Raw genomic sequence first — 13,460 nt, 5'->3', positions numbered from 1 at the left:
TCTCAGGCCTGCAACATCAAAACGCCGCCAAGCAGGATGGCAAGAGCGATCAGGACGAACCCGGCAACGGGCCAGCGGCGAAAATGGGCGTCGATACCCCCGATCCGATCCGAAAAGCGGCTGGCAACCGGTTGTGCGGCTTGTGCGAGGACGATGATGTCGCCTTCCGGAATCGCACCGAGCCGTTGCGGCAATCGATGGACGAACAGCATCGCGACCGCGCCGAGCAGCATCGGCCAGGTCACCTTCCAGAGCGCCTCCGGCTGGAGCAGGCCGAAAACCGTTTCGCCGGAAACCGCCGGATAGAGCGACCACGGGATGAGGAAGGCGGCAGCCACCACGACCAGCCAGGGCACGAGCTGCCCGAGCGCCGGCGATCCCGCCGGATTGCCCGCCGTGTCGCGGCGCAGGATCAGCAGGAAATGCAGCATCAGCGCGGTGCTGCCGGCGCCGGCCAGCGTCATCGCGCCGGTGAGCCAGCCATAGCCGAACAATGGCTTGGTCGCGAGCTTGGCCAGTGCACCGCTGGTCAGCGGCATGCCGCCGAGGCTCAGCGCGAGCACCGCGGTGACCAGCAGCGCGAGCCTGAGGCGGCGCCCTCCTGTCGTGGCGAGGACGCCGACGCCCAGGAACAGCGCGCCCTTCACCAGCGTGTGGTGAACGGCGTAATAGGCCGTCAGGTTCGTGACGGCAGGATCGGCGGTGTCGAGGCCGACACCGAGCAGCACCGCGAGCAGCCCCATCTGGCTCACGGTAGAATAGGCCAGCACCGTCTTCGCCCGCGGCTGGGTGATGCCGACGATGACGCCGTAATAGGCCGTGACGAGGCCGACCCCGATCAGCACGGAACCCCAGAGCGGCACCCCGGCCTCGAAGGGCAGGAAGCGGATCAGCCCGATCACGCCGGCCTTGACCACGACGCCGCTCAGCACCGCCGAAGCCGGTGTCGGCGCGGCCGGATGCGCCAGGGGCAGCCAGACATGCAGCGGCACCAGCCCCATCTTCAACGCGAAGCCGAGTATGAACAGCGCGAGGGTGCCGTCACGCATCGGCGAGGCCGGCAATTCGGCGACGACGCTGCGGATCTGCGGATTGGCGTCGGGATACGTGGCCGACAGCATCACCAGCGCGATCAGCAGGAAGGCCTCTCCCAGCAGAGCGAGCCCGACATAGATGACACCGGCCCGGTGCGCGGAGGCGCTCTGCTCGTGGACGATCAGGCCATAGGCCGAAAGGCTCGCCAACGTGAACAGCAGGTAGAAATTCACAACGTCGCCGACGATGAAGAGGCCGAGGCTGCCGGTGAGGGTCAGCAGCCACCAGATTGCAAAGCGCGACGCAGCCGGGTCGCGCGCCATGAGCGAGGCCGCGTAGGCGCCGGCAGCGCTCCACAGCAGCGCGGCGCCCCCGAGCAGGATCGCGCCCGGCTGGTCGAGCACCAGCGTCAGCCGGAACGGCGCCGGGAAGAAGGCGAAGCGACCTTCCGGTACGAGGACCGCCGCCGCGAGGGCCGGCAGCGGCGCGATGACGACCACGGCCAGGGCCCTCGCCCGGAACCGCGCGGACAGGCAGCCGATCGCGAGCACGAACGGGAAGAACAGCGCTGCGGCGAGAAGCAGGCCGGCGCTGCTCATGGCGCCCATGCCATGTTGAGGCCATCGCGGCCGATCTGCAGGAAGCCGAAGGGCCGCAGCGGCACGAAACCGATCAGCACGGCTGCAATGGCCAAGGCGAGCGCCGCGCATTCGAGCCGGCGCTGCACGGCACGGCGCGCCACGATCGGAACGGTGGGGACGGCCAGCGCCTTGTCGATCACGCGGAAGACGTAGGCACCGGCCAGAACCCCGCCGGCCAGGATGGTTGCTGCCAGCCAGGGATTCCCCTGGATCACTGCGGCCGTCAGCAGCAGGCATTTGGCGACGAAGCCGCCGCTCGGCGGAATACCCATCAGCGACAGACCCGCGAGGCCAAAGGCGGCCGCGCTGATCGGCAGTACCCGGCCGAAGCCGCCGAGATCGGCGATGCGATCATGACCGAAGGCCTCGGCAATGACGCCCGCCGCCAGGAACATCGCCGCCTTAGCCAGCGCATGGGAGACCAGCTGGAGCGCGCCGCCTGTCCAGGCGATCGTGCCCCATGGCGGTAGGTCGGCGCTGCCGGCGGCCAACGGGAAGACGATGAAGAGATAGCCGATCTGCGCCACGGTCGAATAGGCGATCATCAGCTTCAGCCGCGCCTGCCGGAGCGCCATGACGCTGCAGAACAGGATCGAGGCGGCGCCCAGGACGGCGAGCATCTGGCCTGCAATCGCGGCCGCCTGCGGGGGCGCGACGTCGAGCACCAACCGCAGGATCAGGAAAACCGGCGCCTTGATCACCAGCGCCGACAGGACGGCGCTCGCCGGAGCCGGCGCCCCGGCATGGGCCGGCGGCAGCCAGAGATGCAACGGAAACAGCGCCGCCTTGGCCAGGAGCCCGACGATCATCAGCGCCAGCGCAACCGCGAGCGCCGGGTCCTGCCGGCCAAGCTGCGCCAGCGCGAGCAGGTCGAGCGTGCCGTACTGGCCGTAGATCAGGCCGGCCCCAAGCAGATAGAGCAGCGAGCCGATCAGCGCGAACAGCAGATAGCGCAACGCCGCCGTGACGGTCTCAGCCCGGCCGTCGAGGCAGACCAGCGGCACCGCCGCGAAGGTCAGCAGTTCAAGCGCGACATAGAGGTTGAACAGATCCTCGCCGACGAAGACGGCATTCAGTGCGCTCCAAAGCGCCAGCAGCATCACCCAGAAGGTCGTCTGCGCCCGTCCGCCGCCAGCGTCCGCCTGGAGCCCATGCTGGATATGCGCGAACAGCCCGACCGCGACCACGACCAGCGCCGTCATGACCAGCATCGCCCCCGATAGCCCGTCGGCCCGCAGCGCGATGCCGAGCGGCGGCTGCCAGGCGCCGACGACATAGGAAAGCGCTTTCCCGCTCGATATCAGCTCGATGGCGATGGCGATGGCGACGGCGAACCCGGCGGCGAAGGTCGCCAGCGCGATCCGGGCCGCGCTGCGCGGCCCGGAGGCGAGGATGGCGAGCACGGCGCAGACCGGCAGGACCGTGGCCAGGACCAGCAGGAAACCGCCCGGCGTGGTGGCATGGACGAGCGGCGTCACAAGCCACTCCGCGATTCATCAGGGGCCGCTCGGTCGCCGACAGTCAGCTCGGAGAGCCGCTTCAGCAAGGCGACGGCCAGTGCGCTGGCAGAGAAGGCGACGACGATGCCGGTGATCACCAGGGCCTGCGGCACCGGGTCGGCGTCGAAGCCCGCGCCGGCACTGCGCCGCGCGACGGCGCCGAAAACGAGGAAGATGCCCGCGCCAAGGATGTTGCAGCCGACGATCCGCCGCAGCAGCCCAGGATGGGTGATGACGGCGAACAGGCCGATGCCGACGAGCGCTGCCCCGCACAGGCCGAACAGGACACCGGGCTGAAGCACCGCCATCATCGCGCCCGCGCCTTGCGGGCCGGCCCGGCGACCAGCATGGCGAGCGCCGCAGCGACGGAGAGCGTCAACGCCGCCTCGATCGCCAGGATCAGGGGTTTCGCCAGTGCCTTCGGATAGGCGAGGAAGCCGTCGGCGAAGGCGAAGCCGAGGAAGGCGATCGCCAGGAACAGGATCGGCCCGCCTGCCAGCACCAGCCGTAGCAACCATCGGGCCGTGTCGGGGGGCGGATGAAGCCCCGCCATCATCACCAGCAGCCACATCGCCGCGAGCACCGTCCCGGCCTGGAAGGTGCCGCCCGGCGCATCCGCCCCGACCCAGAACATGTAGACGCCGATGACGACGCCGAAAGGCGGCAGGACACGCCCGAGATAGGCAAGCGGCCCCGGAACGGCGGCGGGCTTCACATCGGGAGCGCCGCCCCACAGCGCGTCGGGCGCCAGCGACCAGACCCCGATCAGGGCGAGCAGCACCACGACCTTCTCCAGCAGCGTATCGAGCGCGCGATAGGCCAGCAGGACGGCGGTGACGGGATTGCCCAGCCCCGTCGCGGGAAGCGCCTGCGCGGCGGCCGGCGCGAGCGTCGGCGCCGGTGTGGAGAAGGTCAGCACGGCGAAGCCGAGCCCGGCGGAGATTGCGGCGCAGCCCGCAGCGACGGCGAGCTTGCCCGTGCGCGTCACCGGCTCCGCCTGCTTGCCGCGGCCGCGCAGGGCGGCTTCCGCCCGCAACAGCAGGATCCCGGTCGCGCCGCCGCCGATCGCGATCTCCGTCAAGGCGACGTCGGGCGCCGACAGCCGGACCCAGGCCAGCCCGAGCAGCAGGCCGAAGGCGAGGAAGGTGATGATCGCGCTGCGCTGGTCCGGCTCGACGACGACGCGAAGCGCGAGCATCAGCAGCAAGGCGACGAGCGCGAGGTCGAACAGCGCCATCATCGATCGGTTCGGTCGCGATGGACGGCGCGCGCGAGCAACTGGCTCGCCGTCGCGGCCGAAAGCTGCGCGAGCAGCCAGATGCAGACGAGCTTCAAGCCGCCCGCGATGCTCGCCGATTGCGGCAGGAGACCGAGCACGATCAGCCCGAGCCCGAGATTGTCGGCCTTGCTGATCGCATGCAACCGGCTCAACGTATCGGGAAAGCGCAGCAGGCCGAGCGCGCCGGCCAGGAAGAGCAGTGCCCCCACGCTCACCAGGACGACGGTGACGGTGTCGAGAAGGGCGCTCATGGCTGCTCTCCCGACGAAGTGCGGTCCGCGTCCTGCCCAGCGGAGCCCAGGACGAAAGCCACGCAGGAGAACGCCGCGAACAAAGTGAGCAGCAGCGCGACATCGCTCGCAGCCGCAGAGCCGGATGCCGCCCCCAGCAGCAGAAGAACCGCCGCTCCGCCGGTCCCGAGCAATTGCACCGCCATCATGCGTTCGGCCGTGATCCGGGAGCGCAGCACGCGCAACAGCGCGATGGCCGTGACGGCCAGGATGAACAACGCCGCAGTGGTCAGAAAATCAGCCATCACGCCGATCCCGTTCGAGGATTCGGCGGAAAGCGACCTCGTCGGCCGCAACCTGCTCGGCCACGGCCTCACGCAGATCGAGGCAATGGATATGCAGGGTCCCGTCGCTCTCAACGGCAACCGGCAGCTTGCCCGGCTGCAGGCTCATCACGGCGCAGGCGGAATCGCGCGCCATGCCGCCGGGAATGCTGGAACGGCAGGTCGCGAAGCCCGGCCGCAGGTCGAGTTCGCGTGCAAAGGCGCGCCGCGCCACGTCGAGCCCGGCGGCTACCGATTGCGGCAGGAAGCGGACCAGGAACCGCGCGAGGCCCGCTGGCGAAAGCTTACCGCCGGGTGGCCACAGCGCCGTACTGGCCCAGACTCCGGCGGCGCTGGCGACGAGCCCGACAGGCAGATCCATCGGTGCGGGGCCAATCAGGATCACCCACAGCAACAGCAGGCAAAGCCCTCGGATCCAGAGCGCCGAGAGCCGCGCGTCGTCGGCCGCGGCCGCTCCACCCATCGTCTCGCCCGCCTCCGGTCGATACCCCCCAGTTCAGCATGAGGGTAGCGCCCACCTCCCCGCGCAACATCAGCCCGATGTCTCATGACTGTGCGCCACGTCCCATTCTCGGCGCGATGGCTGGCAGGCGGGCACCCGATCTGCGCAGGATGGCGGCTCGCTCTGTCCGGGGACCGCATGCCGCAGCTCAAGTTTCCTTCGACGCCGCCCGCCCGGCCGGCCGCGCCGCCATGCCGATGATCATCGAACCGCGGCACGGCGACGCGGAAGACGACGCGAGCAGCACCAAGAAGCACTCACTGATCGCCATCGCGGGCAGCCTGCTTGGCGAGATCAGCCTGCCCAAGCTGGCGCTCGCCTGGGTTCTGGGTGCCCTGCTGCCGAGTCTCCTGCTGGGCGCGGCCCCCCTCGTCATGTCGGCCTGGGTCGCGTCCGTGTCAGGCCGCGTGACGGCACTCGCCGGAATCGGTTCGCTGGTGCTCCTCGCTTTGGTCGGCGCCGTCGGCTGGTACGGTTTCCGGCCGCTGTTCCGCCTGGCGGAGAAGAGCTTCTGGTCGCTGAACGCGCTTGTGGTGCAGCCAGGCTACGCCATCTGCCGCGAGGGGCTGCAGCATCTCGCCGAGCGCTTCATCCCCGCTGCCGCCGCTCCGGACAGGCGGGCGACCTGGCGCGCGGGCAGCGCGATCGGCGCGGGGCTGGTCGGTTGCCTCGTCGCCAGTGCGGTCGCCGCTCTCGCCTGGCCGGCGACACGCTGGTCCGGCGGCTTCGCCGACTTCGTCGATCCGGTCCGGCTCGTCCTTCCCGCCCTCGCCAATGCCGTCGTGCTGATGTCGCTCTATCTGGCGGCGGCCTCGCTGCTCTGGGGTATCGCCGACGGGTTCATGGACCAGCCGCAGGATCTCGACGGCTTCGACACCGTGCCGCCCGCGGCCCGCCGGTGGCGCGTCGCGCATCTCTCCGACGTCCATGTCGTCGGCGAGCGCTACGGCTTCAGGATCGAGAGCGGGCGCGCCGGCCCGCGCGGCAACGAACGCTTTCGCCAGGCGCTCGAGCGGCTGGCTGAAATCCATGAGGTCGAGCCGCTCGACCTGCTGCTCATCACCGGCGACATGACAGACGCCGGGCGCTCTGCCGAATGGGCCGAGTTCCTCGACGCGATGCTGCGCCACCCCGCTCTCGCCGCGCGCAGCCTGATCCTGCCCGGCAACCACGACGTCAACATCGTCGACCGCGCCAATCCCGCCCGGCTCGAATTGCCGGGCAGCCCGGGCAAGCGCCTGCGCCAGATGCGCACGCTCTCGGCCATGGCGGCTCTCCAGGGCGAGCGGGTTCAGCTTTTCGACGACAGCCGAAGCCACCTCGCCGGCAGTCTCGCCGCCACGCTGGAACCACATCGCGACAGGATCGCCGCTTTCGCCGATTCGGGGGGCTTGCGCCTCTCAATCGGCCTCGCCGCGATCTGGGAGGATGCCTTCCCGATGGTGCTGCCGCCGGCCGAGCCGGACGGACTCGGCGTCATCCTGCTGAACTCCAACGTGGAAGCGCATTTCTCCTTCACCAACGCGCTCGGCCTCGTCGCCGAGGAGGATATGCAGGCGTTGCTCGCCGCGACCCGCGCCTTTCCGCAGGCGCGCTGGATCCTGGCGCTCCATCACCATCCGGTCGAATATCCGCGGCCGGCAAAAGCGTTTTCGGAGCGCATCGGCACGGCCCTGATCAATGGCAGCCGGCTCCTGCGGCTGCTGCGACCGGTCGCCTCCCGAATGGTCGCGATGCATGGGCACCGCCATATCGACTGGATCGGCCGTTGCGGCGCGCTGAAGATCGTCTCCGCGCCGTCGCCGGTGATGGAGGCGACGGATGACGAACCGACCTGCTTCTACATCCACACGCTGGCGGCGGCGCCCGGCGGGATTGCGCTGCTGGAACCGCAGCGCATCGTGATCGAACCCGCGCCGCCCGCCGTCATGGCGTGACGGACGAGCCTTCCGCGATCTTCTCGTCCTTCTGTGGCGAGCCGAAGATTTCGGCCAGCCACAGCGTCGACGGATGCAGGGCGCAGAAGGTGAGCAGGGCGATGGTGATCGGCACGCCGATGAAGGCGCCGAAGACCCCCCAGAGATAACTCCAGAAGAACACCGAGAACAGGACGGTCGCGGGCGAGATCGAAAGGGCGCTGCCGGCGACCCGCGGCTCGACATAGCTCCCGACCACGAACTGGATCAGGTTGAGGCAGGCGAAGACCGCGATCACTGCTTGCCAGGAGCCGAACTGCGTCATGGCGAACAGGGTCGGGAAGACCGTCGCGACCAGCGGGCCCAGGAACGGGATGTAGTTCAGCAGGAAGGCGATGAAGCCCCATTCCTCGGCCAGTTGCAGGCCGACAGACTTGGCGAAGACCCAGACCAGCACGCCGGTGATCACGCTCATCGCCGTCCGGACCAGCATGTAGCGGCGGATCTTGACCGCCGTCGCGATGCTGCCGCGCAGCAGCAGGTCGCCGGTGGCGCGATTGCGCATGCTCCTGAGCTTGCGGCCGAACTCATCGACTTCGAGCAGGCCGAGGAAGACATAGACCAGCACCACCAGCCAGAAGCTCATCGTGCTGTTGAGGCGCCCCGTGACGGTCTGGGCGGTGCGCAGCATCCAGCTGACGCTGAACGCCTCGGACCAGGCCCCGGCGACCGCGATCCCGTGCCCTTCGAGCCAAACCGTGACCTGGTCGTAGAAGGTCTGGAAACGGGCGGCATCGCTGACGATCCAGCGGCCGACACGGCCGAAGGCCCAAGCGATCAGGGAGCCGAATCCGACGAAGGCGACGACCATGACCACGACGCAGACCGCCAGCGCCAGAAGGCGCGGCAGGAAGCCCTGCAGGGCCTTCTGCAACGGCCAGACCAGCGCGATGATGAACAGTGCGAAGGCGACCGGCGCAAAGACCGAGCTCGCGATCGACAACGCCGCCACCACGATGATGGTGGCGACCACGACCAGACCGGCCTGATGGATATTGCCGCCCGTCATGATCCTGTCCGTCCTCGCATCGGCGGCAATATCGAGGTTGTGCGGCCGTTCAGGATGAGCACCGGTCAGCCCCCCCTGGTGAGTTCGGCGAGATCGAGCGTCGAGCGCTTGCCGATCTCGTTGCGATTTGCCTGATAGAAGGCCTCTGCCGAACGCCTGCCCTCGTCGTGCAGCATCGTCAGGAACTCCCATTCGGCATTGAGCTTCGAAGAGTAGCCGAGCTCGGTCATGGCGTCGCTGGTGATGCGGTGGACCCGCATCCGCGCCCAGCGCGCACCCTCGCCGGCCCCGGAAACCGCCTCGCGTTGCAGGAGCGCCATCATGCGGAGCTCCTTCAACAGAACCGCGTTGAAGGAGACCTCGTTGAGACGGTTCAGGATGTCACGCGCCGTCCGCGGCGTTCCCGGCCGCTCCACCGGATTGATCTGGACGAGGATCGTATCGCTGGCATTGCTCTCCTCGATTAGCGGCGTCATGGTCGGGTTGCCGGAATAGCCGCCGTCCCAATAGCTCTCGCCGTCGATCTCGACCGCCTGGAACAGGGTCGGCAGGCAAGCCGAGGCGAGCAGCACTTCAGGCGTGATCTCGGCGTTGCGGAAGACGCGATTGCGGCCGGTGCGGACATTCGTCGCGGAGATGAACAGCTTGATCGGGCTTTTCGCGATGGCGTCGAAATCGATCATCTCGGCAAGGATCTCGGTCAGCGGGTTCGTGCCCGCCGGATTGAGGCTGTAGGGCGAGACGACCCGGGACATCATGTCCATCGCGACGAAAAGCGGCGAGGTGTCGAGCGTCCAGCGCCCGAGCAGCACGTCCAGCGGCGAGCGCTGGAACGGGCTGAACTTCGCCGCCTCGGAGACCTTCCGCCAGAACTGGTTCAGTGCCTCGCGCGCGCCGCCCCGTCCGCCGGTGACATAGCCGGAGGCCAGGACCGCCGCATTCATCGCCCCGGCCGAGGTGCCCGAGATCGCCTCGATCGTCAGCCAGTCCTCCTCGAGAATCCGGTTCAGCACGCCCCAGGTGAAGGCTCCATGCGCGCCCCCACCCTGCAAAGCGAGATCGATATCGAGCGGCTTGCGCGGCGGGGGGCTCGCGCCGCCGGCTTGGCTGGAGGAAGCAGGCGTCTTGCTCACGACATCACCGTTGTTGGCGGAACCGGCCGCGTCATGACGACTTCACCAGCCCCGAGAAACCCGCGACCGCGAGCAGGCTCAAGGCCCAGCCGACGATCGATTGGAAGTAGAAATAGCTGATGGCGACGCGCCCTCCGGGCTTCGCCGGATTCGGTCGCCAGAAACTGCGCTGGCCCATGTCCAGCACCGGCAGCAACGTGTCGAGCGAATACATCCACGGGCTGAAGGCGGGGTAGCTCGAGGCTTCCCAGCGCTGCCGGAAGCAGTCGAGCTGGGTCTGGCCCGGCATGGCCAGCCCTTGTGACGGGCCGCTGGCGACCAGCGGTCTCTGCTCCCCATGCGCGATGCCGCACAAGGTCCATTCCGGCGCGCGCAGCACGACGGCACTGTTGGGCATCACCGCGCCCTGGCCCTCCGCATAGGCGAAGATTCCGACGCCTGCGAGCCAGAAGAACACAAGCCAGACGAGCGCGAAGAGCGGCCTGCGGCCATAACCGAGCGTGATCCCGAGGATACCGTCGGCGACGAAGAGAAGTGCCCGCCAGACCGGACTTTCCGTCCGCGCCCGGCGGGCCCGGCGCTGCAGTCTTTCCTTGATGACGAGCACCGAGCTGGCATCCTCGCCATGCCCCATCTCGCGGAAGACCGCCGCGAGCTGCTCGTAGGGTTGCGGCCAGAAATCCTCGCCCCAGCGTGCGGGTGTCTGGCGCGCCAGCCAGTCCAGGCGGCTGTCCGCATCGACCGGCCCGTCGATGAAAGCGCCGTAGCGGCAGCGGTTGAGCAATAATTCGCCCGGCTTCGGCCAGCAGGCCGCCTCGTCATGGATCGTGCCGATCGAGGCACCGGTCAGCCCCAATGTGCCGTCCAGCCGAGCGTCGCGGCGCAGGAAGAAGGCCCCCTTGATAACCGCCCGGCTGGCGTCGAGGGCGGTATCCCCGGCATGATCGACGAGCGTACTGGAACAATCGAGATCACCAGCGATAGCTGACCCGGTCAGTCGCACCTCGCCGGTGACGTGTGCGCTTCTCAGCACGATGCTGCCATGGCAGGTGATCTCGGTCGCGTCGATCGCGCTTCGCTCGAAGGCCGGAACGGTCGCGCCCGCGGCGTCGAGATCGGCCGCCAGGACCGCGCCCGCCAGATTCGCGCCGCCGCGCAGGGTCGCGCCGCGCAGGAGCACGTTGCGCACCTCCAGGCTGCGGCCCAGCAGGGCGTAACCGCTGCGATTGCGGATCGTCGCTCCGTCGCATTCGAGGTTGCTGCCGAGGCGCGCCTGGTCAAGGTTGATCCCGCCCTCGACATCCGCCCCCCGAAGGTAGATGCCGCCGCGCGCCTCGAGTCGCTCGGCCTGCAGGCCGGGTAGCCGAGAGCCGTCCAGAAAGAGCCGGTTGATGATGGCGGCGCGCAGGATCGGCGCCGCCTCGAAATGGCAGTCGTTCAGGCCGATATCACGAAAGACGCGGCAGGCCTCGAGATCGAGCACCTCCGAAATCCAGGCGCCGCGGACGAGCACGCCCTTTTCGTGCGGCCGGCAACCGGCCTCGCCTCCCAGGATCAGGAAGCGCAGGAACGGAGCCCGCACGACGCGAGCGGGATCCGCCTCCGTCGGCAGGTCCCCGTCCCCGAGCCGGTCGAAATTGCCGGATTGGAGCTTGGCAACGATCTCCTCCTCTGCCGGAAGCAGAGGCCGGAAATCGTCGAGGCGCATGGTCGAGGCTGCCCAGATGGCGGCCTCTGCACCCAGGCTCCCGTCGACGGTCACGCCGGCGATGCCTCGGCGCTCGCCGCGGCCGAGAGGGCTTCGCGCAGCTGGGCTTCCTTCGTTTCGTCGAAGGAGGTGCTGATCAAGGTGCCGCCGACGCCCTTGAGATCGGCCAGAACCTTGTCCGTCGTCATCTTGCGGATCAGCAGGAAGAGGCCAGCCGTGTTCGGCTGCAGCGCCGAGGCGGTATCTTTCATGAACTTGTCGTTGATGCCGATATCGGTGAACTTGCCGCTCAGCGCGCCCGAGGCGGCACCCAACGCCGTGCCGACCAGCGGCGCCAGGAAGATGAAGCCGATCAGCGTGCCCCAGAGCGCGCCCGAGGCAGCGCCCGTCGCGGTCAGGTTGATCATCTGGTTGAGCTTGACCTGACCCTTCTCGTCCTTGACCACGACGACTGCGTCGCCGAGCTCGATCAGATACTCGCGCTGGAGCGAAAGGACCTTCTGGCGAACTTCCTCAGCCTTCTGTTCCGTCGGGAAGGCGATGAAAACGAGATCACTCATGAATGGAGCTCCTGCTTGAGCGGGGAGAAAAGATCGCGTGCCCCGGCACCGCTCGTGCCCGGCCGACCAGGAATTCCGCCAATAACGGCACCGGACGCCCTGTCGATCTCCTCCGCTGTGCGGTCGATGCGGTTCCGGCGATGTCCAGATGCGCCCAGGGATAGGCGGTGGCGAAGCGGGCCAGATTGGAAGCGGCCGCGATCGCATCGGCGGGACATTCGATCTCTTGATCGGCCTCAGCGTCCTGGTCCGCGGGTAGTGGCGGATCATCTTCCCACAACGGAAGCTGCCATACACCGTCGCCCGATATCCCACCGCATTTCAACAGTTCCGATGCCAAGCCTTCGTCATTGGCGAACAAGCCGCTGGCATGGCTGCCCAGCGCGATGAAACTTGCGCGGCTCAGCGCAGCGACGGTGATGACACAGCTCGGCGAAAAATGAGCGGCGTAGCCGAGCACGTCCCCCAGGAGCGAGAGTTTCCGCGCTTGGTGGCCGTCATCCCTGTCGATACATGATGCTCCACGCTGGCTGGCGACGATGAGACCCACGACATTCAAGGCGAGCCCCAGCCGCTCGACCGTCCGCATCGCGCCCAGCACGCTCCCGATGCCGTGCATGTCGCAAGCTGAAGGAGGCGCGAACGGCTTGTGCTTGGCAGGCGCCTGGAGCGCCGCGACATCGTCACCGATCAGGACGATCGGGCGGCCAGCCGCCTTCCGATGATCGCTCCTCACGACGAAGAGCTTGCAGGCGCCGGCCACAGCGTTCTCTCTTGCCAGAAAGTGCGTCATGCCATGCTTCTCGAATTCGTGCCTCCCCAGCACATCGAGGCTGAAGCCGAATTGGTTCGACATCGCCTGCAGCGTCCGCGCGATGAAAGCCGGCGTGCACAGGTCCGGTGAGAGATCCCCCAGATCCTTGGCGAAGGAAACGCCCTCGCCGATCGCCACGCCCTGCCGCAGCGCTCCGACCAACTCCGAAGTCAGGGCCTGTGGCACGAGCAGTGTAATGGTGCATTTTTCGTCCCGGATGTTTCGATCGGGCAGCCCGAAGTCGAAGCGGCCATCGGCGAGAATCCGCGCGGCCTGCTGCATCCGCCAGCTGAGCGCCCGGCGGGGCACCTCGTTCTCCGCGAGCGTGACGACCACCTCCGCGACCGGTTCGTCGTTCAGGGCCACGGCCACCGCCGCGAGCGCCTGCCGATAGGCCCTGTCGGAAAACCGTCCGGCTTTGCCAAGGCCGACCAGCAGAAGGCGATGCGCCGCGACACCGGGCAGCTTTCCGATCAGGCAGGTCGCGCCGACGGTTTCCCCAAGGCCAGCCTGGTCGAGGATGGCGGCGAGCCGGCCGGCCGACCGATTGTTCACCGCCCGCGCCGAACCCATCAGCGGACCGTCGCAGAAAACCCCCAGGACGAGAAATTCCGTCCCGAGTTTCTCCGCTTCTCCGGCTGCCGGAACGATCTCCATGGATGCCCTCTGCCAAGGAAACTGCAATGTCGGTGGGCCAAATTCTGGAATGCCGCTGTTCGCCATCCGCATC

At 68.2% G+C, this 13,460-nt stretch carries 13 protein-coding genes; 1 reads left to right on the top strand and 12 read right to left on the bottom strand.

Features of this window, described 5'->3' with window-relative positions; translation table 11 throughout:
- Window positions 1-2 precede the first annotated feature (2 nt).
- From ACWIEX_RS08750 to ACWIEX_RS08720, 7 genes are read right to left on the bottom strand one after another with little or no spacing between them, the layout of a single operon-like run.
- The gene (locus tag ACWIEX_RS08750) at window positions 3-1,634 is read right to left on the bottom strand and encodes a complex I subunit 5 family protein (protein ID WP_454032674.1); all 1,632 of its coding nucleotides are present in this window, start codon (window positions 1,632-1,634) and stop codon (window positions 3-5) included.
- Window positions 1,631-3,154 (bottom strand): complex I subunit 5 family protein, encoded by a 1,524-nt coding sequence (locus tag ACWIEX_RS08745; protein ID WP_454032673.1) that lies wholly within the window; start codon window positions 3,152-3,154, stop codon window positions 1,631-1,633. The genes ACWIEX_RS08750 and ACWIEX_RS08745 overlap by 4 nt, the downstream gene beginning before the upstream one ends.
- Window positions 3,151-3,486, bottom strand: a complete 336-nt coding sequence (locus ACWIEX_RS08740) for an NADH-quinone oxidoreductase subunit K (RefSeq protein WP_454032672.1) — start codon at window positions 3,484-3,486, stop codon at window positions 3,151-3,153. The genes ACWIEX_RS08745 and ACWIEX_RS08740 overlap by 4 nt, the downstream gene beginning before the upstream one ends.
- The gene (locus tag ACWIEX_RS08735) at window positions 3,483-4,415 is read right to left on the bottom strand and encodes a hydrogenase subunit MbhD domain-containing protein (RefSeq protein WP_454032671.1); all 933 of its coding nucleotides are present in this window, start codon (window positions 4,413-4,415) and stop codon (window positions 3,483-3,485) included. Before ACWIEX_RS08735 ends, ACWIEX_RS08740 begins: the two co-directional genes overlap by 4 nt.
- Window positions 4,412-4,705 carry a monovalent cation/H(+) antiporter subunit G gene (locus ACWIEX_RS08730; RefSeq protein WP_454032670.1) on the bottom strand — a complete coding sequence of 98 codons (294 nt, stop codon included), beginning with the start codon at window positions 4,703-4,705 and terminating at the stop codon, window positions 4,412-4,414. Before ACWIEX_RS08730 ends, ACWIEX_RS08735 begins: the two co-directional genes overlap by 4 nt.
- The gene (locus ACWIEX_RS08725) at window positions 4,702-4,989 is read right to left on the bottom strand and encodes an MrpF/PhaF family protein (RefSeq protein WP_091855391.1); all 288 of its coding nucleotides are present in this window, start codon (window positions 4,987-4,989) and stop codon (window positions 4,702-4,704) included. The genes ACWIEX_RS08730 and ACWIEX_RS08725 overlap by 4 nt, the downstream gene beginning before the upstream one ends.
- Window positions 4,982-5,491 (bottom strand): Na+/H+ antiporter subunit E, encoded by a 510-nt coding sequence (locus ACWIEX_RS08720; protein ID WP_454032669.1) that lies wholly within the window; start codon window positions 5,489-5,491, stop codon window positions 4,982-4,984. The genes ACWIEX_RS08725 and ACWIEX_RS08720 overlap by 8 nt, the downstream gene beginning before the upstream one ends.
- Before the next feature lie 149 nt (window positions 5,492-5,640).
- Between ACWIEX_RS08720 and ACWIEX_RS08715 the strand changes: the two genes are divergently transcribed.
- The gene (locus ACWIEX_RS08715) at window positions 5,641-7,467 is read left to right on the top strand and encodes a metallophosphoesterase family protein (protein WP_454032668.1); all 1,827 of its coding nucleotides are present in this window, start codon (window positions 5,641-5,643) and stop codon (window positions 7,465-7,467) included.
- Here the strand turns inward: ACWIEX_RS08715 and ACWIEX_RS08710 are convergent.
- The 5 genes from ACWIEX_RS08710 to ACWIEX_RS08690 all read right to left on the bottom strand — a co-directional run bounded on the left by ACWIEX_RS08710 (window position 7,457) and on the right by ACWIEX_RS08690 (window position 13,387).
- On the bottom strand, window positions 7,457-8,515 hold the full coding sequence (locus tag ACWIEX_RS08710; protein ID WP_454032667.1) for an AI-2E family transporter: 1,059 nt from the start codon (window positions 8,513-8,515) through the stop codon (window positions 7,457-7,459). The genes ACWIEX_RS08715 and ACWIEX_RS08710 overlap by 11 nt on opposite strands.
- Window positions 8,516-8,580: 65 nt before the next feature.
- Window positions 8,581-9,648, bottom strand: coding sequence for a patatin-like phospholipase family protein (locus ACWIEX_RS08705; RefSeq protein WP_454032666.1), 1,068 nt, complete (start codon window positions 9,646-9,648; stop codon window positions 8,581-8,583).
- 31 nt (window positions 9,649-9,679) lie between these two features.
- Entirely contained in the window at window positions 9,680-11,410 is a 1,731-nt protein-coding gene (locus tag ACWIEX_RS08700; protein ID WP_454032665.1) for a hypothetical protein, read from the bottom strand.
- Window positions 11,407-11,916, bottom strand: coding sequence for a DUF1269 domain-containing protein (locus ACWIEX_RS08695; RefSeq protein ID WP_454032664.1), 510 nt, complete (start codon window positions 11,914-11,916; stop codon window positions 11,407-11,409). Before ACWIEX_RS08695 ends, ACWIEX_RS08700 begins: the two co-directional genes overlap by 4 nt.
- Window positions 11,909-13,387, bottom strand: coding sequence for a leucyl aminopeptidase family protein (locus ACWIEX_RS08690; RefSeq protein WP_454032663.1), 1,479 nt, complete (start codon window positions 13,385-13,387; stop codon window positions 11,909-11,911). The genes ACWIEX_RS08695 and ACWIEX_RS08690 overlap by 8 nt, the downstream gene beginning before the upstream one ends.
- Window positions 13,388-13,460: the final 73 nt, after the last annotated feature.

It is taken from the genome of Allobosea sp. NPDC055353, assembly GCF_053644975.1.
Note: the sequence above shows the minus strand (reverse complement) of the source record. Positions and strands in the feature narration are given on the sequence as shown.

Bases quoted from the DNA above. Each gene is read 5' to 3' on its own strand.
- ACWIEX_RS08715 (WP_454032668.1), top strand. From the start codon at position 5,641: ATGGCGGCTCGCTCTGTCCGGGGACCGCATGCCGCAGCTCAAGTTTCC.
- ACWIEX_RS08690 (WP_454032663.1), bottom strand. From the start codon at position 13,387: ATGGAGATCGTTCCGGCAGCCGGAGAAGCGGAGAAACTCGGGACGGAA.
- ACWIEX_RS08740 (WP_454032672.1), bottom strand. From the start codon at position 3,486: ATGATGGCGGTGCTTCAGCCCGGTGTCCTGTTCGGCCTGTGCGGGGCA.
- ACWIEX_RS08710 (WP_454032667.1), bottom strand. From the start codon at position 8,515: ATGACGGGCGGCAATATCCATCAGGCCGGTCTGGTCGTGGTCGCCACC.
- ACWIEX_RS08735 (WP_454032671.1), bottom strand. From the start codon at position 4,415: ATGATGGCGCTGTTCGACCTCGCGCTCGTCGCCTTGCTGCTGATGCTC.
- ACWIEX_RS08750 (WP_454032674.1), bottom strand. From the start codon at position 1,634: ATGAGCAGCGCCGGCCTGCTTCTCGCCGCAGCGCTGTTCTTCCCGTTC.
- ACWIEX_RS08725 (WP_091855391.1), bottom strand. From the start codon at position 4,989: ATGGCTGATTTTCTGACCACTGCGGCGTTGTTCATCCTGGCCGTCACG.
- ACWIEX_RS08730 (WP_454032670.1), bottom strand. From the start codon at position 4,705: ATGAGCGCCCTTCTCGACACCGTCACCGTCGTCCTGGTGAGCGTGGGG.
- ACWIEX_RS08720 (WP_454032669.1), bottom strand. From the start codon at position 5,491: ATGGGTGGAGCGGCCGCGGCCGACGACGCGCGGCTCTCGGCGCTCTGG.
- ACWIEX_RS08695 (WP_454032664.1), bottom strand. From the start codon at position 11,916: ATGAGTGATCTCGTTTTCATCGCCTTCCCGACGGAACAGAAGGCTGAG.